Origin of the sequence: Simiduia aestuariiviva (genome assembly GCF_014192475.1) — a bacterium.
Taxonomy (GTDB): Bacteria; Pseudomonadota; Gammaproteobacteria; order Pseudomonadales; family Cellvibrionaceae; genus Simiduia; species Simiduia aestuariiviva.
The window spans coordinates 506,027-531,834 of record NZ_JACHXZ010000002.1; the positions used below are offsets into that span (position 1 = coordinate 506,027).

Annotated in this window: 22 protein-coding genes; 2 read left to right on the forward strand and 20 right to left on the reverse strand. The window is 49.9% G+C overall.

Annotated features, from left to right (window positions below; all coding sequences use genetic code 11):
* Positions 1-43 precede the first annotated feature (43 nt).
* The 7 genes from FHS30_RS07915 to FHS30_RS07945 form a co-directional block, all read right to left on the reverse strand.
* Complete coding sequence (locus FHS30_RS07915) at positions 44-292, reverse strand: hypothetical protein (protein ID WP_183909912.1); 249 nt, start codon at positions 290-292, stop codon at positions 44-46.
* Between the two features lie 88 nt (positions 293-380).
* Positions 381-749, reverse strand: coding sequence for a flagellar export chaperone FliS (gene fliS / locus FHS30_RS07920; protein WP_183909913.1), 369 nt, complete (start codon positions 747-749; stop codon positions 381-383).
* Between the two features lie 101 nt (positions 750-850).
* The gene (gene fliS / locus FHS30_RS07925) at positions 851-1,249 is read right to left on the reverse strand and encodes a flagellar export chaperone FliS (protein WP_183909914.1); all 399 of its coding nucleotides are present in this window, start codon (positions 1,247-1,249) and stop codon (positions 851-853) included.
* A gap of 71 nt (positions 1,250-1,320) precedes the next feature.
* Positions 1,321-3,342 carry a flagellar filament capping protein FliD gene (gene fliD, locus FHS30_RS07930; protein WP_183909915.1) on the reverse strand — a complete coding sequence of 674 codons (2,022 nt, stop codon included), beginning with the start codon at positions 3,340-3,342 and terminating at the stop codon, positions 1,321-1,323.
* Between the two features lie 107 nt (positions 3,343-3,449).
* Positions 3,450-3,830, reverse strand: coding sequence for a flagellar protein FlaG (locus FHS30_RS07935; RefSeq protein ID WP_183909916.1), 381 nt, complete (start codon positions 3,828-3,830; stop codon positions 3,450-3,452).
* 63 nt (positions 3,831-3,893) lie between these two features.
* On the reverse strand, positions 3,894-5,990 hold the full coding sequence (locus FHS30_RS07940; protein ID WP_183909917.1) for a flagellin N-terminal helical domain-containing protein: 2,097 nt from the start codon (positions 5,988-5,990) through the stop codon (positions 3,894-3,896).
* 311 nt (positions 5,991-6,301) lie between these two features.
* The gene (locus FHS30_RS07945; protein WP_183909918.1) at positions 6,302-8,434 is read right to left on the reverse strand and encodes a flagellin N-terminal helical domain-containing protein; all 2,133 of its coding nucleotides are present in this window, start codon (positions 8,432-8,434) and stop codon (positions 6,302-6,304) included.
* 319 nt (positions 8,435-8,753) lie between these two features.
* On the opposite strand from FHS30_RS07945, the gene FHS30_RS07950 reads away from it, so the two are divergent.
* Positions 8,754-9,098, forward strand: a complete 345-nt coding sequence (locus FHS30_RS07950) for a hypothetical protein (RefSeq protein WP_183909919.1) — start codon at positions 8,754-8,756, stop codon at positions 9,096-9,098.
* A 71-nt stretch (positions 9,099-9,169) separates the two neighbouring features.
* Here FHS30_RS07950 and flgL read toward each other — a convergent pair whose 3' ends face one another.
* The 13 genes from flgL to FHS30_RS08015 form a co-directional block, all read right to left on the reverse strand.
* Positions 9,170-10,771 (reverse strand): flagellar hook-associated protein FlgL, encoded by a 1,602-nt coding sequence (gene flgL / locus FHS30_RS07955; protein WP_183909920.1) that lies wholly within the window; start codon positions 10,769-10,771, stop codon positions 9,170-9,172.
* Between the two features lie 7 nt (positions 10,772-10,778).
* Positions 10,779-13,952 carry a flagellar hook-associated protein FlgK gene (flgK, locus tag FHS30_RS07960; RefSeq protein WP_183909921.1) on the reverse strand — a complete coding sequence of 1,058 codons (3,174 nt, stop codon included), beginning with the start codon at positions 13,950-13,952 and terminating at the stop codon, positions 10,779-10,781.
* Between the two features lie 65 nt (positions 13,953-14,017).
* Complete coding sequence (flgJ, locus tag FHS30_RS07965) at positions 14,018-14,968, reverse strand: flagellar assembly peptidoglycan hydrolase FlgJ (RefSeq protein WP_183909922.1); 951 nt, start codon at positions 14,966-14,968, stop codon at positions 14,018-14,020.
* A gap of 2 nt (positions 14,969-14,970) precedes the next feature.
* Positions 14,971-16,080, reverse strand: a complete 1,110-nt coding sequence (locus FHS30_RS07970) for a flagellar basal body P-ring protein FlgI (RefSeq protein WP_425502358.1) — start codon at positions 16,078-16,080, stop codon at positions 14,971-14,973.
* Positions 16,068-16,739, reverse strand: coding sequence for a flagellar basal body L-ring protein FlgH (gene flgH, locus FHS30_RS07975; RefSeq protein ID WP_183909924.1), 672 nt, complete (start codon positions 16,737-16,739; stop codon positions 16,068-16,070). The genes FHS30_RS07970 and flgH overlap by 13 nt, the downstream gene beginning before the upstream one ends.
* Positions 16,740-16,760: 21 nt before the next feature.
* Positions 16,761-17,546 carry a flagellar basal-body rod protein FlgG gene (flgG, locus tag FHS30_RS07980; protein WP_183909925.1) on the reverse strand — a complete coding sequence of 262 codons (786 nt, stop codon included), beginning with the start codon at positions 17,544-17,546 and terminating at the stop codon, positions 16,761-16,763.
* 104 nt (positions 17,547-17,650) lie between these two features.
* Positions 17,651-18,394 carry a flagellar basal-body rod protein FlgF gene (gene flgF / locus FHS30_RS07985; protein ID WP_183909926.1) on the reverse strand — a complete coding sequence of 248 codons (744 nt, stop codon included), beginning with the start codon at positions 18,392-18,394 and terminating at the stop codon, positions 17,651-17,653.
* 124 nt (positions 18,395-18,518) lie between these two features.
* Positions 18,519-20,981, reverse strand: a complete 2,463-nt coding sequence (locus FHS30_RS07990) for a flagellar hook-basal body complex protein (protein WP_183909927.1) — start codon at positions 20,979-20,981, stop codon at positions 18,519-18,521.
* Between the two features lie 20 nt (positions 20,982-21,001).
* A complete protein-coding gene (locus FHS30_RS07995) occupies positions 21,002-21,712 on the reverse strand; it encodes a flagellar hook assembly protein FlgD (RefSeq protein ID WP_183909928.1) in 711 nt (236 codons plus the stop codon).
* A 12-nt stretch (positions 21,713-21,724) separates the two neighbouring features.
* A complete protein-coding gene (gene flgC / locus FHS30_RS08000) occupies positions 21,725-22,162 on the reverse strand; it encodes a flagellar basal body rod protein FlgC (RefSeq protein WP_183909929.1) in 438 nt (145 codons plus the stop codon).
* Positions 22,163-22,164: 2 nt separating this feature from the next.
* Positions 22,165-22,569, reverse strand: coding sequence for a flagellar basal body rod protein FlgB (gene flgB, locus FHS30_RS08005; protein ID WP_183910273.1), 405 nt, complete (start codon positions 22,567-22,569; stop codon positions 22,165-22,167).
* 264 nt (positions 22,570-22,833) lie between these two features.
* Positions 22,834-23,682, reverse strand: coding sequence for a CheR family methyltransferase (locus FHS30_RS08010; RefSeq protein WP_183909930.1), 849 nt, complete (start codon positions 23,680-23,682; stop codon positions 22,834-22,836).
* Positions 23,683-23,755: 73 nt separating this feature from the next.
* Complete coding sequence (locus FHS30_RS08015; protein WP_183909931.1) at positions 23,756-24,706, reverse strand: chemotaxis protein CheV; 951 nt, start codon at positions 24,704-24,706, stop codon at positions 23,756-23,758.
* Positions 24,707-24,886: 180 nt separating this feature from the next.
* On the opposite strand from FHS30_RS08015, the gene flgA reads away from it, so the two are divergent.
* On the forward strand, positions 24,887-25,585 hold the full coding sequence (flgA, locus tag FHS30_RS08020; RefSeq protein ID WP_183909932.1) for a flagellar basal body P-ring formation chaperone FlgA: 699 nt from the start codon (positions 24,887-24,889) through the stop codon (positions 25,583-25,585).
* Positions 25,586-25,808: the final 223 nt, after the last annotated feature.

Consider the following 25,808-nt stretch of genomic DNA (forward strand, 5'->3'; position numbering starts at 1 on the left):
TTTGAAATTGATTCATCTTGTTCACCATACCATCAGATTCAATTTAAATCCCACCGGTTTGGCGATGCAGCTCATTGCTCAAGACCAGGTCTTTATACAGATCCACAATCACCGCCAACTCACTCAACAGGGTTTCTGGGTGTCGATTGGGGTCATCGCTTGCCTGGTCTAACGCAGCCATCAAATCCACATCTAACTGGCGTAGACGATCCCACTCCTGTGCGGCCAAGGCGCCCTCGAGGGCTTTACGGATACGCACTAAGCGCAATTGCGAATGAGGTACTAGTGACATGATCTACTCCTGAGACTACGTTTTCGTCTTCAGGTTATCGACCCAGCCACCGACTACTTAAGCAAAATTGCGTTAAAAGTTTAGCGCGCTATTTGGCTGGTGCGATGCCGTCCCAACCCTGCTTGATTTCAGCCAACAATTTTTCAGCTTCATCTAACGCAACGTGGTCTTTCTCATCGACCAATTTTGCTGCCACATAATCGTAGACTGCATCTAAATTGTTTGCGATTTCTCCGCCTTGATCAAAGTCCAGACTCGCGCGCAGGCCATTGATAATGCCCACTGTCTTGAGCACCAGAATGTCAAATTCCTGTGCGTTACCCTCAGAGAGGCACTGCTTTGCTTGTTCGATTCGCTCTAGCGCGCCATCGAGTAGCAACGCAATCACGCGGTGGGGGGAAATATCTTGTGGCGCTGCAGCCATACATTCTGCTGCTCGGGTTGCGGCTACTGTCATCGCACGATCCTCATATGTCAAAAAATGATCAACTAAACTACTTAATCAATTTCTGCGAAGATTGTGCCAACTTAGGGTAAATCGAGAAAAAAATTAGCTATTTAAAGCAAGGCAGACTTATTAGCGCCAATTTCTCGCCAAGCCCCAGCAAGCTGCGACAATAACTGGGTCGCTTCATCGAGCTTGGCCTCGGATCCCTCTTTGTGTGCATCCATCAACAAACGTTGGATATAGTCGTATAACGCATCCAGATTATTCGCTAACTCAGCGCCTTGCGCGGGGTTTAAGGCATCGCGTAGCCCCAGCACTATGTTGATTGCGTGTGAGATCTTAGTGCCCCGGATATCGATACGACCCTGCCGTAGCGCGCCTTTTGCTTGGGCAATGCGGGACAAGGCGCCCTCATAAAGCAACTCAATTAATCGGTGCGAATCCGCCGCCTCGACAGAAGTTTCGTTGCCAACTTTGGTGTATGCATGGGCACTGGTGCGAAAACTCATAGAAACCTCTGACGACTACTTTGGGTATTGTCTAAATATCTAAGAGGTTATCGACGCAACTCCCCGTTTCTTTAGTTGCGTTTTGCAGTAAACGGCAAGTTATCTAACACGCTGCCAAGGTAGTCGCGGGTAGAGTTCAACTGGTCTACGATGGCTTCCATGGCAATAAACTGGGCCTGTAATCGCGCTTGATAGGCTTCACTGCGACGATCTAATTTCGTCTGATCGTCATCGAGCTTATCTAGGCTTTCGTTTATGCCTTTTTCTCGCGTCTTAACGGGGCCCTGCGAACCGAGAAAGTCTGCAATCAGTTGATCTAACCCATCGCCGACACCGCGCGAAAAATCGATTGTCGCACTGGAAGCACCAGGCAATATTTTCAATTTCAAACCGTAAGCATTAGACCCAATGGCCGGTAGCAGTACATCACCCAGGCCAAAGCCCTCTTCGCCATTGATGGTGCCTGCCACATTCGTGCCCGCGGTACCGGTCGCCACTGCAATGCCTAAATCACCGGCGTCTGCGCCAGCGGCGGTAACAGAAACCAAGGATGAACTGCCATAGCTCGATGACGTAAACACAAAGTGGTCCGTGTCAAATTCAACATCTATTGTCGTCCCCGCCGCCGCTAAGGTTGCGTCACTGTTAACCAGCAGTTTAAGTGCGTCAGCCAATTCATCACTGGTGGAGTAAGTTACCCCATCGGGGAGTGCGAGAGACGCTGTACTAAGACCGTTAACTTCAAAGGTAAAGCTGTAATCTTTACCGGTAGTATCCAAGGGGAATCCCAGGGCAACGCCACCGATCAAACTGCCTTTAGTGGGCTGTGTGGTAATAGCCACGTCATAACTGCCCGCAATGGTATCGTTACCAAAACCTGTCACTTTAATTTTGTCGGCACTGGACTCAGTTTTTGGCGCAAAAATTTGTGCTACTTGCGAGAAATTGTCGGCAAACGCAGCTTTAAATACGCTTTCATCGATCTTCATTGACCCATTCAGCTCGGTTCGAATACCCAAGTTGGTTAATGCATTCAAGCCTGACTGAACGCCAGTTACAGGCTCGGTAATGAGCTGCCGAACTTTGCTCTGCATAGACTTTGCTAGAGCATCTCGTGAGAGACTACCGTATTCGCTCGATTCTTCATTGTAGCCAGTCAGCGGTTTGACCACTTCCAAGAATTCATTGTAGATATCTACAAAATTGCGAATGGCCTCCTCCGCAGTCGCCTTATCATCCAAAATTGAAATATTGACCACTTCACCGGGGGCATCTTTCGCAATGGTAAAACTAAACCCTTCGATTAAATCTGTAATTTCGTTGGTGGTACGGGTTACCGCGAGGCCATTCATAATAAGGTTGGCATCTTGGCCCGCCTGCTGCTGCGTAAGTTGCAGCGCGGTTTCATTGAAAGTGAACCGAGAGAGATCGTTAGCATCATTATCGGTGGGGCTTCCACCCTCTTCCGCAGCAACAATATGAAGTTGATTGTTCTCGCCGGATTCCGCTTTCATGAGTAATCGGAAACCTGAGCCATCATTAACGATACTTGCTTGCACGCCCATGCCGGCGTCATTAATTGCGTCGCGCAGTCCTTCCAAGCTGTTATTGCTGTCATCTATAGTGATGGTTTTCGCCGCTTTTTCGGCATTGGCAGTAAAGGCTGTAGGTGGGGAATCCCAGTCGCCAAAGCTAAACGTCAATGTCCCCTTACCCACGGCATCGGTCACTGCGGTAAATGCACCAGAACTCAGACTTTGAGCGCGGGCGATATTAGTCACCTCCAGCGAGAAAGTACCGCTAATGGCACCGGCTTCAATGGCTGTGGGAATAACAACTTCACTGTCGGGAAAAGAAACGGATTTGGCGGAAAAAGTGTCGGGATCTTTTAGCGATCCCAATGCACCTTGCAATGTAGAAAGTGCGCTTTTGAATAAACCATAGTCAGACAGCTTCGTTTCAAGCCCTTCACGCTTGCTGTCGATCTGGCCCTGCTTGGCCGACTTATCAATGGCTACCAGTTGCTCAACCAGTTTCTTCGAGTCGATACCTGATCCGGCTCCCAATAAATTGGGAATGTTTGAATCAATCATATATACCTCTGTATCAACGGGCGCTTTTGCAGCGCGTTAAAAACTGGCCAAACGAATAAATGTGACAAAGGGTGCGCATTGCACACCCTCGTCACCGTTTGGTCTACCTAGCCCTGTGCATTTACTAAATGAAACGGCTCTTGTTCAGCCTTCATTTTTCGTGCCAAGTCCAGGAATACCTCTTCGGGAATCTGGCGAATGAGCTCGCCAGTATCTCGATCCATCACTTTAATGACCGTTTGATCAAGATCTTCATCTACCGCAAAGTGTAAATCGCGCTGAACAGACTGAATGTAGTCGTTCATATCCGACACAACTTCTTTTAAGTTGACGGTTTCCTGCACTATTTGCGGCTTTTGCGGTTGCTCGGGTTGTTCCACCGGCAAGGCTTTGCCGGCTTCCCTGCTTGGTGCTCCAGCAGTCCCTTTTGATGAAGCAGACCCGGTAGCTATCGTCATAGCCACTTGTGTTGCTCTAACTTCATTCATGGGTTTACCTCTCAGCTAAAGGCGGGTTACCCCGCCTGCTTCCAGTTATCTGTTACTGCGCCATTACTGGAGCAGTGACAGAACCTGCTGTGGTTGCGCGTTGGCCTGCGCCAGCATCGCCGTAGAGGCTTGCTGGAGTACCTGAGCACGACTCAGCGCTGCAGTTTCGGCCGCAAAGTCCGCATCCTGAATCCGCGACCGCGCCGCAGAGGTGTTTTCGGATGTGTTCTGCAAGCTGGCTACTGCAAAATCGAGACGGTTATTCACCGCACCGAGATCCGCTCGAACGCTGTTGATACTATCGATAGCGTTATCGAGGCCTTTAATGGCCGCTTGAGCGCCGGCAGCCGTTGAAATATCAACATTGGCAATCGATTGGCCGTCTTCAGCGTTACCGTAGGTTCCTACTTTCAAACCTGAGTTGGCAATATTCGCCGTGGTACCACGCTCTACGACAATTTCTTTATCAGATACTAATGTGAACTCACCGGTAAAGGTTTGAGCACCCGATAACACGCCACCTTCTTCACCGTTAGTGAAGTTAGTGACGATGTTCCGACCGTCATCAGCGATTAAAATTACACCGCCACCATTGGCCGTACCATTCTCACCTGTATCGACAGCTCTTACGCCGGTCTGACCTGAAATCGCGTTGACAGCATCAACCATTGCCTGCCTGTTTAAGGCCGCATTGGCTGCACCCGCGGTAGAAGTGAAACCCGTAATTGAAACACCGTTAATGGTTCCACTTACTGCCGCACCAGCAAACACTTGGGTGCCAGTATTAGTCGCAACGTTTTCTCGCACCTCGGCGGTTACGCCAGTTTGATCCGAAACTAGATTAATGGCTGCTGCCTTTGAAATGGCGCTCGAATCATTACTCGCACTAGACGCGGTGTCATATGACGCCAAAGAAGCGCCGATGATAACGCCATTAATTTTGACATCACCAGAGGCCATTGCTGTGGTTGAGTCGTTGAGATCACTAGACACTTGAGCCTGTGTACCGCTATAGGTACCAACAGAGAAGCCCGCATCTTCAGCATTACCGGTTGCGCCCTGACCTACAACGATGTCTGCACCTGTTACAGAGCGCAGTGATACTGCACCTGTGGTCACTTCAACAGTGCCATCAGCCTGGCCAAAGGAGATACCGAAATTATCTGCTGCAGCTGCAGTACCAGCTGAAACTGCAATGTTTCGACCATCTGCAGCAACTAAGGTGATGCCGCCATTGTCGGATCCGGAATCTACTGCAGTGACACCGGTTAAGTCTGATTTGGCATTAATAATATTAACCGTTTCAGCACGCTTGGCCGCCAAATCATCGGTGGCAACCATGTTTAAGGTGCCAAACGAAACACCGTTAATTGACAGTGTTGTTGAAACAGCGCCCACCGTCATTGCCGTACCACCCAGTGTGGTTTGGCCAACTGTGGCCTCTACCCCGGACAGATCAGTTTTGGCGTTAATTGCCGCTGCAATTGAAAGCGCACTAGAGGTTTTGTTGTGTGAGGACGCGGTATCATCGGCGCTCTTCGCAGCATCAATGGCGATACCATTGATGGTTAAGTCGCCCGTACCCAAACCATTTAGACTGGTTGTTAAATCAGTTTGTGAGTAGGAGCTCGCACCAGCGGTGGCTGCAACACCCAATTTTTCATTGCTAATTTCAGCAATATTGACGCCAATGGTTTGGTTTGTCTCAGAACCAATTTGCAGCAATACGTTACCCAGTGATCCATCAAGTAATGATTGACCGTTGAAAGAGGTGGTATCTGCAATACGTTGAACTTCAGACTTTAGCTGCTGAACTTCCGCGTTCAAGGTACCGCGGTCGGCGTCGGAGTAAATTCCGTTAGCAGACTGGATTGACAGTTCGCGCATACGCTGCAACATGTTGGTTATCTCGTTCAAGCCACCTTCAGCGGTTTGAATCATAGACACACCATCATTGGCGTTACGAACGGCCTGGTTTAAGCCACGAATTTGTGAAGTCATTCGGTTGGCAATGGCAAGACCCGCTGCATCATCTGCAGCTTTGTTAATGCGCATACCTGACGAGAGGCGCTCCATGGCTTTCGACATGTCTGCACCGGACTTCACCAGTTGGCGCTGAGAGTTCAGCGATTGAACGTTGGTGTTAATGACTAAGGGCATGATTGCCTCCTATCACGAGTTCCACAATAAGTAGGACCGGTGTAAACCAGCCTGATGAAAAGGCCCGAACAGGTCGAAGCGCTTCTGACAGGGTTATCGACAAGGATAGGAAATTCTTTAGGGTAAAGCGGCAAGTGTTTGCCGCCTTGGCGGCCGAAAAAGTTAAGTCATTGTTTTATATGGATTTATTGGACGCAAGAACCCGCACTTTAGTGGCAATCGATTATATCAATTGGTATTAAAAACAGCATAGAAAAGGCCCTGACGTTCTATCAGGGCCTTGTAGGTGGCTAGTGCTTCAACTATTCGTATTATTGACTTAGTAGCTGGAGCACCTGCTGGGTTGAGGCATTCGCCTGCGCCAACATCGCCTGTGAGGCCTGCTGCAATACCTGCGCTCGGCTCAAGTTCGCGGTTTCCGCGGCAAAATCGGCATCCATGATCCGGCTCCGAGCGGCCGCCGTGTTTTCAACCACGTTCATTAGATTCGATGTGGTGAAATCCAACCGGTTGTTAATGGCACCCAAATCCGCCCGAATTGCATTGATTTTTTCGAGCGCGTTGTCCACAGCCTGTATGGCCTCTTGCGCGCCTTCAAATGTTGCGATACTTAAATCTTTAAGCAGTTGTCCACTTTCTGTGGCGCCGAAGGTACCCTCTCTAAACCCTATTCCCTCTAGGCCGGCAATACCATTTGCCCCAGCGGTAATCTCAATCTGCTTACCCGACTGGAGCGTGACTGCCCCGTAGGTGATCACATCAGTAAAGGCCTGACTATCAGCCGCACCCGTTTCATCGCCGAGTCCAAAGTTAAACGCATTACCAACCAAACTTTCGAGGCTAATGTTGCGCCCGTCTTCTGCAAGTAACTCAAGACCGCTGCCGGTGTCGCGCGCCACAACGCCGGTTTGACCCGAAATCTTATTGATCGCATCGCGCAGTGCCACGCGATCCGCCGATAACTCGCCAACAGACGTGACCGTTGCAATGGAAATGCCATTGATATCGAAGTCAAGGGTATCGCCCAGGGTTGCAGCCGTGGTGTTGGATTGACCAGTGATGGTCGTGCCAGTAACTTCTGCCGTAACGCCCGTGGCCTCAGACACTCGGTTAATTGATGCCACAATACCGATCGCGCTTCCCGTTTTACCTTGGTAACTCGCAGTATCGTCCGTAGACTTGGCACCACCAATAGAGATGCCATTAATGACTAAATCACCGGCTTGCAGTTGTGTGGTGGCGGTGTCTGCCCCACCGTGCGATGCGCTGGTGGCTTGCGCCAATTCACCAGAGAAAGCGCCGGCAACAAATCCCGTAGCCGTAGTTAAACTGGCATCACCACTGATGGTGACATCAGAACCATCGACAGATAGCAGCGTAACGGAACCAATTTGTAAGGATTCGCCCGTGGGTACTGCTGCAAGCCGCAAGCCCGTTTCAGCGCCAGTAAGACCAGCGGCACTCGCGGCGATAGAAATATTGCGTCCATCCTCCGCCACCAATCGAATACCCGTGGCATCTTCACCGGTGTCGACTGCCGACACACCGGTTTGCAACGCGATGGCATTGATGGCCGAAACAATGGCCGAGCGCGTATTAGCACCATCGGCAGAAGTGGTCACCGATGCGGTAGTTACGCCATTGATAGTAAACGTGCCGGTAACACCACCGGCAGCGGCCATTGAGGCACCGGCCATGGTGGTTGCATTCACGGTAGCTTCGACGCCACTGATATCGGAAACATTATTGATTGCTGCCGCCAGCGCAATGGAACTTACATTGGCAAAAGATGTTGAAGACGAGTCGTCCGCGGAGCTGGTACCGCCGACGGCGACACCGTTGATCGTAATATCACCGGAGGTAATGCCTGTGGGCCCCGCGACAACCACATCGTAATAGCGGCTAGTGTTACTTAAGCCCGCATCCAGGGCCGCACCTAAGGTATTGGTACTAAGCTCACCCACACGCAGGTCAATAAACTCACCCGCAGCCGACCCCACTTGCAAAGTCACATCCCCCAAACTGCCATTTAATAATTTTTGGCCGTTAAAGGATGTGGTCTCAGCAATGCGATCTAATTCTTGCTTAAGCTGCTGAACTTCCGCATCTAGCGTTTTGCGGTTGCTGTCATCGTAGATTCCGTTTGACGATTGAATCGATAGCTCTCGGATACGCTGTAAAATATTGGTGGTCTCATCCAGCGCGCCTTCAGCCGTTTGGATCAACGAAATACCATCATTAGCATTTCGAATCGCCTGATTAAGGCCTCGCACCTGAGATGTCATCCGGTTTGAAATGGACAAGCCCGCCGCATCGTCCGCCGCGGTGTTGATGCGCTTGCCGGAGGACAACCGCTCCATTGCCTGACTTAAATCGTTGCCAGACTTCACCAGCTGTCGTTGTGCATTCAGGGATTGCACATTGGTATTAATGACTAATGGCATTTTGCTTCTCCTCTACCCAGAGTATTTTGCCAACCAGCTTGTCAAAACGCTGGTTTCGACTCGCCATATAAAACTCATAGGTGTTAGAGCAACTGCTGTGCCAACATTGGATTTTATTCGTAATCCGCTGTTTTTATGCGGTTTTTCAACCCGTTACTGTGCAATGGACATGATCATTCAGGGTGGAGGCAAAAAATTGGTACTATCTTGACACCCATTGCGGCAATCTGTTGCCGCATTGGCATAAATCGCAGGCGCGGTCATTGCGCTATACTCTACGACACTAACTGGCTTAAATTTCAAAAGATCAGAGCGCAATATGATTAATAAAACAATACTCGATCCAGAAGTAGATTCCGCAACATCAAAACAACTACTTCACTTAATTAGCTTGTCGAAATCCGTAGAGGACGCGTTGATGTCCAGCGATCTAGATAATGCCGCTAAAATGGCAACCGCCCGTGACGAGGCGATTCGTCTGATCGACTGGGAAAATATCGATAAAAAAAGACATGCCGTGACGCTGGCCGCAATCGCAGCAATTGATACGTCACTACAAACGATGGCAAAACAGGTACAGGAACAGTACACGAAGAGTGATTTCAATCAACCCTCACTGGAGAAAGCCCAGCGTAAAAAGATCAGCGAAAAATATCAGCGCTGACCTGAACAATTGAAAATACTGGCACTACTTAGCTCTGCCACGCAACAACTCCACACCCACTCACTTAGACATTACAACCTATCAAATAGGCTTAACTGACTGATTCGAACAAAAGTGGACTGAGCGGCCTGCAAAATCAATTCTTGTTTAGAAAGTCGGCTAGCGGCTTCAGCATAATCAAGATCCTGTAATTCTGACAAAACTTCTTTACTGACTAACTCGGTGTCTAAATGCAGCTCTTTGGTACTCTCAACGGTATTAAAACGCGCACCCAACTGACTTACGTTCTCTAGAATTCGCGTTTGACTATTGGAAAGGTTGATCAGGGTGCTATCAACAACGCCCTTCAAAATCATCTTACTTTCCGAATTATTGGTGACGTTCTTCATAGCATCTGATAGGCGCGCAAGTGTCAACAAAATATCCTGGTTATCAGTGGCTTCAATAAATGCCTGATCACCAACCTTGGCGATCACACCGTTAGAGGAAGCACTGCCCGCGACGGTGTCAATCCCCATCACACCATTGATATTGGCTGAACCACTTTGCACCGTAAAATTGACGCCGGCGGGCATTCTAAAACCCGTAGCATCCACAGATATCCCAAGATTGGCCAATTTAGCGGCATTGCCATTGCCAACACTGTTGAGGATGGTGGCGAGATCCGCCGTGCTGGTCACATTGGCGTCTAACACGAAACTTTCAACACGGCCATCAACATTGACTTCAAACGTTTCATCATTGGGCGGGCTAAAATCGAACGGGAAAGCAACTGGAGCGTCTACACCGAAGGGGCGAGTTGCTGCAACCGCAGGCAATCCCGATTTGGGCTCACCCACTATTGAGAATGACACCCCGGCTACTTCAATTGCGTGTCCACTGACGAATGGATGATTGGCGAGCAATACCTCACCCGTTGCTCGATTGGTGACGGTGAAATTTTTTGCCGGCGGCGTTACTGCGGAGTCTGCGTTAAACGAGACTGCCATATCTGCAGGATAAAACGCATTGTAAGCATCTTGATCAACAACCTGCCCAACGCTAATGCCGATGGGTGGGTTACTCGTATTGGCAGAGCTAATGCGCGTGCGAATGGTTGGGTTTGCGCTAGCAAGGTCCATAAAAAGCGCTTTACCATTGTCGCTAACTGCTATTTTGACACTTTCTGAAATTTTAACGAATTTCTGACCGTCGTCCCCACGATACTCGAACTGCCCTTCGCCTAAGCGCTCAAATGGCTGGGTCGAGCCTTTATAGCCAGCAAAGATGTAATCGCCGTTTGCGTTGCGCGTATTAACCAAATTCAACATCTCATCCAACCTTGCGTCCACCTCACTTGCCAGAGCGAGATAGTCAGAGGCAGTGAGTGTGGCGGTATTACCCGCCTGAATACTGATTTCCTGCATACGCTGTATGAGCGACAAAACACCGTTTAGGGTCGTTTCTTCAAGCTGCAAATCATTCTCGGCAGAATTGATGTTTTTACCAAACTGTGAAATACGAGCGATATTTTCATTGAGTTGCATGATTTTAGTTGCGGCTACGGGATCATCCGAAGGCGTGAGTACGCGCAGTCCAGTGCTCAACTGCTGCTGTGTTTTAACCATTGCAGCGTTGGCATTACCAATACCGCGATTCGCCACATTGAACATTTCACTGGTAGAAACTCGCATAAATCACCTAAAAACTGTTAAGTAAACGATCAAACAAATCACGTGCAACAGAAATTGCCTGAGCATTGGCGTTGTATAGCTGCTCGAAACGAATCAAGCTCGCAGCTTCTTCCTCTAGGTTTACGCCAGAAATAGAATCCCGCAACGTTTGACTTTGGGCCAAGATCTTTTCTGAGGCATCGCGGTTAATTTGCGATGATGAAGCCTTCGTGCCCACCTCCTCTACCACCTTGCCATACGTTCCCGAAAACGTATTTTTACCCCCATCGACCACTTTCGCTAACTCTAGATCAACCATTTTAAGCGCATTTCGATTGTCAGCCGAGGCGTCATGGTTGAAGTCAAGTGTGAATAGATCGCCAACAACAGGGTGACCATCGATGGCCGCTTGAATACCCATGTACTTACTTTTTTGATAATCCGCTGCTTTGCTATCACCAAATAATTGACTGGTAGACGGCAGGGTCGCCATTGTGAAGCCCTCCGCTAGCGTGACATCGACGCGACCACCAATCACCACGCCCGTTTGCACGCCCGGCCCATTGGCTGAAAGGCGTAGCTGGGGGTTGAGGGTATCCCCCACATCTACAGATTCACCGGGCTGTGCCGTCAGGCGAATATCTATATCGTCACCCAGATTGGAGGTTATCGAAATACTTTTCCTGCCGGTAGCAGCATCTTGATAAACCGTTGCAAACATACCGTTATTTTTCAAACTGCCATTTTCATTTATTTGCTGCGCCACATAATTAACAAAGGCGTCAAAATCTATGGCCGGATCAGGCACTTCTGCTGACAAAAGGTTGGCGCCTGTAATGGGATCGATTTCGTAGGCCAGTAGATTTTCACCATTTAACTGCAGCTGTAACGGCTCTGTGCGCGTCAGATTAAAATTATCAATTTTGGCAGTGGTATAGGCCTTAGCACTGACACCGTCAAGATTCGACAATGTGCTTGCCAATAAACGCGCGCTACCGTTTGGACTGGTGGTAACAGATTTTGTGACAGGCAAGCCAGTACTGCTATCTAAGTGACTAATGCGTACGATTTCAGATGGGTAGCGATTGCCAACCACACCCTGACCAGAGGTTCCGCTAGCTCCCGCCACAGTGGTGAAACTGGCGCCCTCCACATTAAACCCGAGCAGTGTATTGGCCTGGCCGACAGGTGCATTATCCGCACCACCATCGGGGTCCGCGTTGTAGTTTTGTACGGTTATATCACCGTAGCCGAGTGACTGAAGCCGAAAGGCAAGCTCGCCATTTTCGTCCATATACGCCACGACATTGGAACCGGCAAGGTCGTTGTTAATATCGGCAAGCAAAGTCGTATCATCGACGATGCCCGGACTATTGATGGTCACCGTCAAGGTTGCATCATTTAATCCATTCAGCGTATTGCTGACCACAACATCAAATGAAAATTGATTGGCCGAACCAGAAAAATCTGTTACCGCGTAATTGGGTGTAGTTGCCCCTGTAGGCTTAAGTGACGCCTGCAGGAGTGGCCGACTGCCCACAGGCAACCCGATGGCACGACCGCCGCTGCTGACCTGTGTAGAACCGGGGTCTTCGGAAAATAACTTGTTAGACATCCCCGGTACAAAAACCTGGTTCCGGATTGGCGGACTCAGCTGAATGGGGTTTCCTGGATCGCTGTTGTCCAAGATATCGTAACTGGTTGGGGTATTGAACTTTACGATTAAAGGTGGAGAAAACTGGCCGCCTTGGCTAAACAGCGGCAACAGATTACCACTTGCATCATGCACGGATAATACCTCACCCGCAGTGATCGCGCCGTTGCCTTGATTTGCAAGACTGGCATCCGTCAACAGCGGTGACGCGAAGGCAATTTCTTCGGTACGACTGATTTCAGCCCCAAATGCCCTCGCCCCCAATCGTGTGGGTTGCAATAGAAATTTGTCGCCATTAGTAAAACTACCGCCCTCAAATGAGAGACTTAAGCCATCGAATTCAACGGCAAAGGGAAAACTGCTGGCCATAATGCCTTTTGCCGCAATAACACCGTCAGAATTGCGGGTTACGGTATAGATGCCATTAGCGCCAATGTCTAACTCATAATCAGAGGCGGTAATTTTTGTGCTATCAACGATTTCCAGTGACAATCTGCGATCATCAGGTGGGATATTGCCAGAGCTGCCTTTTACCCGAGATTGTGCAACATTCGCATCATTTGCATCAGTAAAAAATCGCGCGCCGAAATCGCCGTTTAAATCAAGCCCCTGCCTATGCACCTCGTTAAAGGATTCACCCAACGCAATGGCAAGACGACCAATTTCATTGATAGCGGGATCAAGCACGTCATCGCGAAAGTCCAATAGCCCGCCAATTTTACCGCCGTTAATGAGTTCGGTAATGCGCTGTGGGCCTTTTGCTGAATCAAATATAATTTCTGATTTTGAGGCGTCTAATAACCCACCCTCAACCCGCAATGTGCGAGCGTCATGCCCCACTACAAGCGGCTGGCCATTGCCAACAAGCACATTGATTTGATTATCACCTTGGTCGAAGGTACTCACCGACACGAACTCTGATAGCTGGCGCATCGCTTCGTCCCGTTGATCCAACAGATCATTGGGTTCTGCACCCTGCCCCTCACCAAAAGCTAGCGCAATTTTACTGTTTAACTCTGCAATCACTTCAGCTAGCGAATTCACCTGTGCGACGGCAGTTGTAAGTTGTTGGGTAACACCATCATTTAGGGCATCAAATCGGTCGAACAAGGTATTAAACCGGGTTGCAAGGTTTTGAGCCTCACTGACTATCAGTTGCCTGGAAGGCACTGACGTCGGATCGTTTGCGCCATTTTGCATTGATGCAAAAAAGGATTGCATGGCGGCCGCAACACCGGTAGCCGGGTCTGAAAGTAGTGAATCGACCTGCAGAATATTGTCGTTAAAGGTTTCGAGTTGATTGTATAAAGTGGTATCTGAGCGGAGCTGGTCGATTGCAAACTGGCTAGCGATGCGTTCAATGGTTTGTAAATGAACGCCATTACCTGCAAAACTGCCGCCTAAAAAGGTGGCTTTATTTGTGCCGGCCAGTGCACGCTGGCGGGAATAGCCCGCGGTATCCGCATTGGAGATATTATGACTGGTAGTTTTTAACGCGGACTGGCTGAATTTAAGCCCGCTGATACTGATTCCTAAAAGATCGGCCATCGTTTTCTACCATGCTATTAAAACTGTAACACCGCTAAAATACTAAGGTGTATTGAATAACATAATTAGAGCAATTTTTGAGCCAATATCTTTTTTAGAAGCGGACTTTCAGCAATCTGCACAATCTTGTGGGCATATTTTGGATCAGTGGCATAACCGCCTGCCTGTAGTGCGTTTGCGTATTCTTTGACACTTTCACTGTTTAGCGCAGATTGATATCGGCTAGAGGACTGAAGAAACTGGGTGAAGTCTTCAAATGCTTCACCAAGCGACGCATATTTCCGAAAATCCGAAAACATCTGTACCGGCCTTCCGTCGCTATACTCCAATACCTCCTTGGTTACCGTGGGCCCAGCCCAGCGTGCGTCGGCTTTGATGTTAAATAGATTATTACTCACATCGCCTTGGCTATCCGTCAAAATATGCTCGCCCCAACCGGTTTCAAGAGCCGCCTGAGCGATAACGCCATCCACAGCCACACCTAACGCCTTCGCTGCAGCATTAGCCGCGTCAAAAACACCTTCGACGAATTGGCGAATCTTTGATTCTGGGTTGTTTGCAATTTCGCTCGAACGCTGCATCTCATTAGCGGGCTGAACAGCGTCTAGCGGACTGGCTTCAATCGAGGTCATTGAACGCTTTTCCATTGCCGGTTCCGCTGCTGTACCGGCAGCGCCCTGCGGCAATAGTTTGCCGTATTGCGTCCGCATTTGTTCAAATAGCGCCTCGGCTAGCCCCATACCTTTACCATGGGTCATAGAAAGGGACATTTGCTGGTCCAATAAATCTCGGTGAAATTTCATTTCACTGGATTGGGTATAATTTCCGTCAGCAAAAACGTCCTCGGTAGCACGCATTGTTTTAAGCAACTGCTGCACAAACATGGCTTCAAACTGGCGCGCTACTTCACGCAGCGATTGTTCATCGCCCTCGCGGCCCATTTTTTTAACGCTGTCGAGCGAATTTAGATCGGTGTAATTGTCTAAAACCGCTTGTCTTGGTGGGAGCGTTTCCATAGTCAAATCACTATAAGTTCTGCTTTCAGTGCACCAGACTGCTTGAGTGCCTCAAGTATCGCCATGAGGTCGCCAGGCGCCGCGCCGACTTGATTCACAGCGCGAACAATGTCGTCGAGGCTGGTACCTGTATCAAACTTGAACATTGGATTAATATCTTCCTCAACGCCCACATTAGTTTGGGGCACCACAACAGTTTGCCCTTCACCTAATGCATTGGGCTGGCTCACCGTTAACGCCTCAGAAATGGTTACAGTCAAACTACCGTGGGTCACTGCCACGGGTGAGACGCGAACATCTTGGCCAACAACAATGGTACCGGTTCGGGAATTTATCACCACGCGCGCGGGTTCTCGCCCTGGCGTTACATCAATGTTTTCAAGTAACGACAAGTAATTTACACGCTGAGCTGGATCTACCGGCGCTTGTACAGACACAGATACCGCGTCCACCGGTGCAGCCACATCGGGCCCAAGCATATTATTAATGCTCTCTGCTAGGCGTTTGGCCGTTGTGAAATCAGGCCGATGCAGATTAAAAACAATTGAGCGGCCTTCATCAAACCGCGTGGCAATTTGACGCTCTACCATCGCGCCCGAAGGAATGCGACCAACACTGGGCACATTCACAGTCACTTTCGAGCCGTCGTTGCCCTCGCCCCCAAAACCACCCACAACCAGATTTCCCTGTGCGATGGCATACACTTTTCCGTCAATTCCCTTTAAAGGCGTCATAATTAGACTGCCACCGCGTAGACTTTTCGCATTACCGATGGAAGACACCGTGATATCCAGAGTTTGGCCCGGCTTAGCAAACGCAGGCATCTCTGCATGAACAGTAACGGCGGCAATATTTTTGAGTTGCAACTTGATGCCCTGCGGCATGGCTATGCCAAACTGATTGAGCATATTGAGGAAGGATTGCACGGTAAACGGTGTTTGGTTCGTTTGGTCACCCGTGCCATTGAGACCGACAACCAACCCGTAACCCACCAATTGATTGGTGCGCACCCCCGCTACACTGGCAATATCTTTAACCCGCTCTGCATGAGCAACTAGCGGAGCGGCCATCATCAAACACAAAAATAGCGCTAAAGATTTCATAATGGCCATACCGCTGAATTAAAAAATCGTGATAACCAACCCATTTCACCCGCATCTGCCAATGCGCCGCTACCTGCATAGCTCAGTCGCGCATTGGCCAACCGCGTCGAAAGTACGCTGTTATCCAAGTTAATATCTTCTCGGCGCACCATGCCACTCACACGAATGAACTCCTCTCCCTTATTGAGAGTGATCCATTTCTCACCCCGTATTACCAAATTTCCGTTCGGCAATACGTCCGTGACTGTCGCCGTAATATTCCCCTGCAGGCTATTGCTTTGATCGGCGTCAGATTCACCGATGAAGTCACGGTCAATTTGCGTACTGGTGTCCAATGAATACTCGCCCACACGCGGTTCGACCCCTAAAATGGTGCCCGTAAAACTGTTATCTGATTCTTTCTTGACACTCACACCGGATTTTTTACTGCCCACGGTGCGCTCAGAAAGCACGATGGTGATGATGTCGCCAATTCGGGTAGCCTTGCGATCGTCAAAAAACGACAAACTGTAATCACCCCGATAGAGAGAGCCATCTGTGGGGGCCGGCGGCACGGGGCCGTTGCCTAATACCGGCGCATAAAATGGGTCATTGGGCGCCGCCGGTTGAGATATGACGCAACCGGTTAGATAGCAACTCAACAATGCGGTAAATATCAGCTTATACATGATCGCGACTCCGTTTAAGCGCTATAGATTCTGCGTAATAAACTGCAGCATTTGATCAGCAGTGGACACAACCTTTGAGTTCATTTCATAGGCGCGCTGGGTGGTGATCATGTTGACCATTTCTTCCACGATATCGACATTTGAATTTTCCAGCGTGCCTTGAAGCACTTCGCCCAACCCATTTTCACCGGGCGTACCCGCCTGAGGGTTGCCACTGGCAGCAGTCTCTAAAAACAGATTGCCGCCAATCGCCTCCAGGCCCGCCGGGTTAATAAAGTCGACCAATTGTAAGTTGCCCACCTGCTGGGGGTTTGGATCCCCCGGAATAAAGACATTCACCACACCGTCTGTACCGATGGTAATTCGATTGGCATCATTGGGAATGGTAATAGCGGGCTCCAGCAGCAATCCATTCGCATTGACGATTTGGCCATCTGAATTAAGGTGCAGCTGGCCATTTCGGGTATAGGAAATGTTGCCATCGGGCTGTAACACTTGCATGAAACCACGACCATTAATCGCCACATCCAGCGATTGATCAGTGACCTGCAAACTACCCGTGGTAAATTGTTTTTGCGTGCCAACAACTCTCACACCGGTGCCTAACTGTAAGCCAGAGGGAAGCTGGGTATCCTGGGTGGTCTGGGCCCCGGGTTGACGCTGCACTTGGTATAACAAATCTTCAAATACCGCGCGATCGCGCTTATAGCCCACTGTGGATGCATTAGACAGATTGTTGGATATGGTCGTGAGTTGCTTATCGTGCGCACTTAAGCCGGTTTTGCTGATATAGAGTGCTGCGTGCATGGTGACTCTCCTTCGGCCGATATATCAGACCGATCAATTGGCAAAAAATCGTAGATTTCAGACCTAAATAATCTGATCATCCATTGGGTTCATACAATGCGGGGTTAGCTTATTTGCAATAGTCGGGCCGAAGCCTCCGAGTTTTGCTGTACGTTGCCCATCATCTTGATATGTAGTTCGTACTGCCGCGCGAGCGTTAACACCGAGGTAAATTCATGCATGGCGTTGACGTTGCTGGCCTCTAAAAACCCAGAGGTGACCTGAACGGTGGCATCTACCGGTGCCGGCACACCATCACGGGTAACAAAATAGCCGCTTTCATCTTTCTCTAAGTTCGCACTATCTGGGTTGACCAGTTTCAGGCGCGCGATTTGAGCGGGCGTTTGTGGCCCCTCGCCCGCGTTGATAATGGAAATACTGCCATCGAGCCCGATTTCCACTTTTTCCTGTGGCGGTAAGGCTATGGGCCCTCCGTCTCCAAGGACGGCCAGTCCCTCGCTGTTGCGGAGTATGCCTGTAGCATCAATCTGCAAATTGCCCGCGCGCGTGTAAACCTCCCGCCCATCGGGCAGTTGTACCGCCAAAAAACCATCGCCATTGATCGCCACATCCAACTCACTGCCCGTCTCCATAAAAGCACCGTGGCTAAAATCCGTGGCCGGGGACTCTGTCAGTGCGTAGGCACGGGTGGGATGGCCTTCACCATAAAACACCGGCATCGCCCGAGCCTGCGCAAAATCAGACTTAAAGCCATGGGTATTGATATTGGCCAAATTGTTCGAATGTGCGGATTGGGCTCGCATATTGTGCTTGGCAGCCGTCATCGACAAATAAAGCGCCTTGTCCATACTCACGTCCTCAATACGACAAAAAATCGTTAATCATTACTATTGAGGTAATAAGAGCAAAATAGATGCCAGACATGAAAAAGGGCAGCCGTTGCTGCCCTTTTTATTTTTTGGGTGGAGCCGATTAACGGAGGTTAATGATGGTTTGCGTCACCGCATCGGCGGTTTCAATGGTTTTGGCACTGGCCTGGAAGTTGCGTTGCGCGATGATGAGATTGACCAACTGCTCAGACAAATCCACGTTGGAATCCTCCAGCGCGCCGGCATTAATCACACCCAGTGCGGCGGTACCCGGCGTACCTATCTGGGGTATCCCAGATTCAAAATTTTCCGCCCACATGGTGTCACCCGCGGGCTGCAGCCCTTGCACATTGGCAAAGTCGGCAATAGCCAGCTGCCCCAGTACCTGCGCTTCACCATTGGTAAACCGAGCAAACAAAATGCCTTCATCATCCAAATCGACACCCGACAGGCGTCCGGTAGCGTAGCCATTTTGATCGACGTTGTTCACCGCGAAATCACTACCGAACTGCGATGTGCCGTCCATGGAGATTTCAAAGTTTGAATTCATCGGCGGCGTCACAATTGGCAATGCCCCGCCCTGCAATCGATTCAATGGGCCTTGGGCACCGTTGGGATTGCCATTCTGGTCCAGGGGCACCCAGTTGGAGATAAGAATATCATCGCTTAATAGGGCGTCCAGGGCACCGTTCGAATCAAAATGCAGATTGAAACCAGCGCGCGTCGGCGCAAGATTGCCGGGTGGCGGCAAGGTTGTGTCGGGGTCACCAACATCCTCGCCATCGATTTGCACATACATCAACCAATGATTTGGCGACGTAAGCGGATCGTTGGGATCGAAATTTTGACGCACAAAATACTGTGTCATTACGTGATTGTTACCGAGCGAATCGTAAACAGTCACAGAAGTAGCATGGTTGTATGTGCCTTGATCACTGGGATCGAATTGATTAATCACAAACGGTTGAAAGGACGTCGTGGTAAAGGGGCTGTATAGACCAATAGCAGGCGGATTTGGGTTGTTGATGATGTAACCTTCATCTAACACTAAATCAATTTCTCCACCCACCACAATGCCGTTGAGTGACGCCAATGAATTACCGGCGCCAATGCCATCATTGCTCGGGTCGGCCTCCAAGGTTTGCGATGGCACCGCAGGATTACCCTGCACTTCCACCGTGTCACCATCGTCTGTCGATGTCATCGTGAACAACAAATCGTCACCGATATTGGAGGTCACCACCAAATCACCGGTGGTGGTATCTAAGCTGGCGCTTATGCCCGGCAACGATGACGTAGAGAGATTATTAATCTCAATTTCGAGGCTTGCTAAATCATTCGCGTTTAAGGAAACATTATTTAACGTGAGCACCATATTCCCAGCAACATTACTGTAGCCGCCAGCCAGCAAGCGGGCCTCCGTAGTCGCGGTAGCCGTAACCCCTGCAAGCCCATTCATTTCAGAGGCGATTTCGGAGGCCGTCTGCCCCGCCGCACTGGTATAGGTAATGGTTTGATTGGGGCCCACCACATCAATGGACTGCAGCGGATAGCCATTGCTTACCGCGGGCGTACCGGAATTGTCTTGGATTGTCCCGGCGCCGATGGCACCTGCCAAGCCTATAGTGCCAGCATTGGCGCTGCCGTTGGTGACCGTCACCTGAGCGGGCTCGCCATCCTGCAATGCTTGAAATTCAAGATGGTAATTACCCCCGCCGTCATCGACAGCCACGGCTAAAACATCAATGGGCGTTTGTGGTGACGTTGGCGAGAAAATCTGACCATTAATAACCCCCTCTAGTGTGCGAAGGTCATTAAAGTTATTAATGTTTGCCGGCACACCATTGGCCGTATTCAAGGTAATTGACACTGTGCCGTTATTACCCGAGCTCGCGCCCGTCAGCTGTAAATCAAAAGTAATGGTGTTCGCGTTAAAATCAAAACCGCCCCCGGGCAACGTGAAACTTGCCGAACTGGCCGTCGACGTCGTGGCTGTTTGCAGCCCAACTTGCGTAACGCCAATGGCGTTACCATCGGTGGTTATGGTGGTGCCGGATCGTTGCAGAACCGGGGCATTGGCATCCAAATTGAGTGCCGACTCCACAGATGTTGTCTGCCGGGGAGGCTGATTGCCGGTCTGTATTTGCATGTCGCCAACTACGCCACCAATCACACCATTAATGTCGGCGCCAAAGCCCTGCAGGCGCCCATTGGTGTTGTTGACAATATACCCGTCTTTATCCAAACCAAAGGTGCCCGCGCGCGTGTACAGCTGGTCACCGCCTTGGTTGAGAATAAAAAACCCTGCGCCGCTGATGGCGAGGTCTAATTCATTCTCTGTAAAGCTAATATTGCCTTGGCTAAATTGTTGAGACACCTCTTGCAGGCGCACGCCGCCACCAATGGTGTTGACGCCCGACCCCAAAATAGTGGTTGCATACACATCGCCAAATTCTGCTCGGGAGCTTTTGAAACCCGTTGTACTGGCGTTGGCAATGTTATTGCCCGTGATTTTTAGATCGGAGTTTGCTGCACGAATGCCGCTTAACGCTGTATTGAATGGCATTGTAATCCCCTGCTGTTAGGCTAGTTAAACTGTTTTACATCCGACATGGAGACCGGCCCGATACCTGCCAGGTTCAACGTCAAGGTTCCGTTTGTGCCAATTGTCACACTGTTGACATTGGCACTGAGCGCTGTGTCCAGCTGAGTCGGCTCACCGTCAATACTCGCTGTCACTTCAAATTTGTATTGCCCGGGTGCAGCGCCACTGGGCAATTGGCTTTGCCAATCAGTCAGCTCGCCATTGACCTCCATGTACATCCCATCCCACCGAAACACCATTTCGCCTTTGCTTTGAAAGCCAAGCGGTATGGATTCGACGAGCGCACCGTTTTCACCATAGATATTGACCTTGACGTCCCCGGTGCTGGCGGGCACCGCCACACTGCCACTGATGACATTACCCGTTGCTAGTTGTGCAGTTTCCGAGGGTACGGTTACCGATCTACCAACCAGAGAGGACGCCTGCAATGCCTGATTGGACATCATCACATTGGAAAAACTAGAGAAATTTGTGTTGAGCTTTTCCATCTCTTCCAATTCGCTAAATTGGGCCAACTCCGCAATGAACTCGGTGTCATCTTGTGGGTTCAATGGATCTTGGTTTTGCATTTTGACCATCAGCAGCTCAAGAAATTGAGCCTGACCAAGTTCATTGCTCTTCGGCTTTTCTTTATTTTTACTGCCAATATCTAAGTGATCTAACACACCGCCAATGTTGCCTATACCAGACATGATCTATTCCTCCTATTGGCCCATTGTCAAAACGCGCTGCATCATTTGCTTAGCCGCATTTAGCACTTCGACATTGGTTTGAAAACTGCGCGACGCAGAAATCATGTTGGTCATCTCTTCAACAACATTCACATTGGGATAAAATACATAGCCATCGGCATTTGCCAGTGGATGGCTGGGTTCGTACCGTTGCTGAAGTGGCGCATCGCTTTCTACAATGCCAAGCACCTGAACCCCGGCCCCGCTTTCTTCGGTCATTGACAAGGGCATCAAGCCACCCCGCGCCTGATTCAGAGCGGTCGTGAAGACCGGATGGCGAGCGCGGTACACTTCGTCCGTACTGGAGGCCGCGGATTGGGCATTAGCCATGTTGCTAGCCGTGGTGTTCAAGCGCAGGCTTTGCGCGTTTAATCCACTGCCGGCAATTCCGAATATGGCATCTAAAGACATGATTATTCTCCCCTTACTGCTGTCATCAGGCCTTTAAAGCGGCCATTCAACAGGGTAAAACTCGCTTGGAACGCCAGGGCGTTGCGCATATAGGCGCTGTGCTCAACCTGCTCCTCAACGGTATTGCCATCCACAGAGGGCTGATTGGGCGTTCGATACAGTAAGTCTTCCAGGCCAACAGAAGATTGGCCCTCAATGTGCGTTCCTTGGGTCCGCGCAAGGTTAAATGAACCGCGCTCTGCCCCTTGCATTTGACGTTGGAGTGCCGCTTTAAAATCGATATCCCTCGCCTTGTAATGAGGCGTATCCGCATTGGCCAAATTGTTCGCCAAGACCTCGGCCCGACGGGCACGCAAATCCAATGTCTTTTCAAAGAATCCGGTGGTTTCTGCAAAACTGATTGCCATGTTGACCTCAACTGCTGGGTAATCGCCAAAGAGCGGCTTATTCACTTCGTCAATTGACTAGAGCAATAGCTGTGCCACTTCCATAAACTTACTTAACATACTGATTTATAAGGAATATATTTTTACAGCAACTCAGTATCACCATCGACCTGCAACCTAAGCGGCAACAAATGTCCGGTGCGGCAAAGGCCAACAGCTAAATAAATCTAAAAATGAAAAAACGGGAAACGGGAAACGGGAAACGGGAAACGGGAAACGGGAAGGCTATTTTGCGCGGTACAAAATACCAGGATTGCAATGCACCATTTCAAATAAATCGGACGCGCCACCTAGCCCTTCTGAGGCACCTAAAAAAAGCACACCATTTGGGTTGAGCACGCGATGGATGCGCGTCAATATATCTAACTTCAATTCATTGCTGAAATAGATCAAAACGTTGCGACAGAATACAACGTCAAACTTACCGAGACCGCCAAAACTTTCCTGAAGGTTTAACGGTTTATACCGAATTCGCTGGGATATTTGTGGCTTGGCGCGCCAGAGCTCATCAGGCAACTGATCGAAATAGGTGTTTAGCCTTTCGCTGGAAAGACCTCGCATCACCGTGCTTCGGTCATAGGTCGCCTCGCGCGCCGACTTTAACATGCTAGGCGATAGGTCTGTGCCCAGAATATCGATGTTACAGCCTAGCCGGCCACCCTTCGCTCTTGCAGACTCTTCAATGGCCATGCTGATAGACAGCGGCTCTTGACCTGAGCTACAGGCTGCTGACCAAATACTCAAACTACTTTTTTGCTCGGCGAGTTCGGGCAATATTTGATGTTTTAACAGTTCGAAGGGGTATGTATCGCGAAACCAGAATGTTTCGTTAGTCGTCATTGCATCAATGACTATCTCTCGTAACGCCGTGTAGCGATTAGCAGTGAGTTGCTGAACCAGTTCACCAAGATCTTTTAGCCCGTGGTGGCTCAGTAAGGGAATGATGCGCGTTGTCACTAAATATTGCTTGTTTTCAGCTAAATAAATGCCACAAGCCTGCTCAAGAAAATCTCGGAAAGCGGTAAAGTGGGCAGCCTGAAGTACAGACTGCCCACTGCTAGATGACGCATTCATGCAAGCACCTTGCGTGGCATCGAATTTTGTGACCACCTGATTTTGCAACCAACAAGCCCTCCATGCACTGGGATCATTCTTCGTCGAGCATACTTTCGCCGCACATGGATTTCACACGATCGTTGACGCGCCGAGCCAAATCGTCAGGGTGGAACTTGGCAAGAAAGTCATTGGCGCCAACCTTTTTAACCATGGCTTGGTTAAACACACCGCTCAGCGAAGTGTGCAAAATAATGTGCAAATCCTTAAGCGCAGGCGTAGCACGCACTTCCGCCGTAAAGGTGTAGCCGTCCATTTCTGGCATTTCAATGTCGGAAATCACCAGCAACAGCTCTTCCGTGACACTTTTTCCAGATGCAGCAAGACCATTTAAAAAGTCCAATGCCTCCCGCCCATCCTTGCACAGCGTGGTTTTAAGCCCCATGGACTCGATCACACGCTGAATTTGTTTGCGTGCAATAGTAGAATCATCAGCGATCAACACATGCTTCTGCACCACGCGTTCAGCAATGCCGTCCTCGATGACACCGGCAGAAATCTCTTCACTGATCGGTGACACTTCCGCCAGGATTTTTTCCACGTCGATAATTTCTACCAACTGCCCTTCGACTTCAGTCACTGCGGTCAAGTAGTTGGCCTTACCGGAACCTCTGGGTGGCGGGTGTATATCCTCCCAGTTCATATTGACAATCCGCTCGACTTTTTTGACCAAGAAGCCCTGAGTCGAACGGTTGTACTCGGTAATAATCACAAAGCAGTTTTCGATATCCTTTAGCGCGCCGTGACCCGTGGCTAGATTCATGTCCATGATAGAAATGGTGCCGCCCCGAATGTGGGCTACGCCGCGAACTACCGGGTTGCGCTTGGGAATTTCATTGAGGGGAGGACATTGCAGAACTTCTTTAACCTTAAATACGTTAATTCCGTACAACTGTTTGCCAGCCAGACGGAATAGCAACAACTCAAGGCGATTTTGCCCAACAAGCTGCGTACGCTGGTTAACACTGTCTAACACACCTGCCATTGCGGCCCCCATTTAAACGCACTGAGTCAATTGCCTGCCTCTAAACATAGCCCACATTGGGCTACTTCGCCTGACGGCATGTATGTTGCAGTCACTCTTCTTAAAGCCCGGCTCAACGGTCAACTTACCCCTTATCGGCCACCGAACCTCAAGCATTAACAAAAGCATAGGCTAATCCGAATGAAACGTAGATGGGTTTTACCTTTGATAATGATCGCATCCGCCGCCAGCGCCGCGGGGCCGTGGCAGGACTGGACACCGGTCGTCGATTCGGCAGAAACCACAGTGGCGCAATACTACAAACGACAACACCCCGCCGCCGACATCGACTTGAAAGTTAGCGCGCCCGATGACCGACTCAAACTAAGCGCCTGCGACAAAAATTTGACTATCGACCTCTCCAATCCCCCGGAAAACGGCGGAAATTTGTCCATTCACGTGCGCTGCTCGGGCGAAACCCCGTGGGCAATCTACCTGAAAGGCGAGGTCAACATTTGGACCGCGATATTAGTGGCTCGACACACCCTACCCCGCGGCCATCGGCTCCAAGCTAGCGACATGACACTGACTAAAATCAATATCACCAAAGCCCGTTCCGGTGTTCTTTACCGCCCAGATGACGCAGACGGCAAAGAACTACGACGTGGCCTTGAGGCCGGAAAACCTATCAAAATCAGAGACCTAATTGAGCCCATGGTCATTAAACGCGGCGATAGAGTGCAAATAGCAGCACGCGCAGAGGGCCTTCAGGTACTGATGACAGGAACGGCGTTGCGCAATGGGCGCCTGGGCGAGCAAATTCCCATCAGCAATGACCGTTCAAACCGAAAATTGCGCGCCAAGGTGATCGCACAGGGCCATGTTGAAGTCCCGTTTTAGGGGTCGGAACCCATAACAGCCCAGCCATAAGCCGTTGAAACGAGGTAAAAAGGTGAAAAAAATACTAAAGTTCTACAAACTGCCGCCGACAACCCGCTGTAAGAGCCATTAAAGCAACCCATTTAATGCGTTGCCCGTGGTTTATGCGACAAACTCAGACGACAGATCATGTGTTGTCGCAAAATTGCCGAGCACTTATTGCCGAGCACTAAAGGCGCCACTT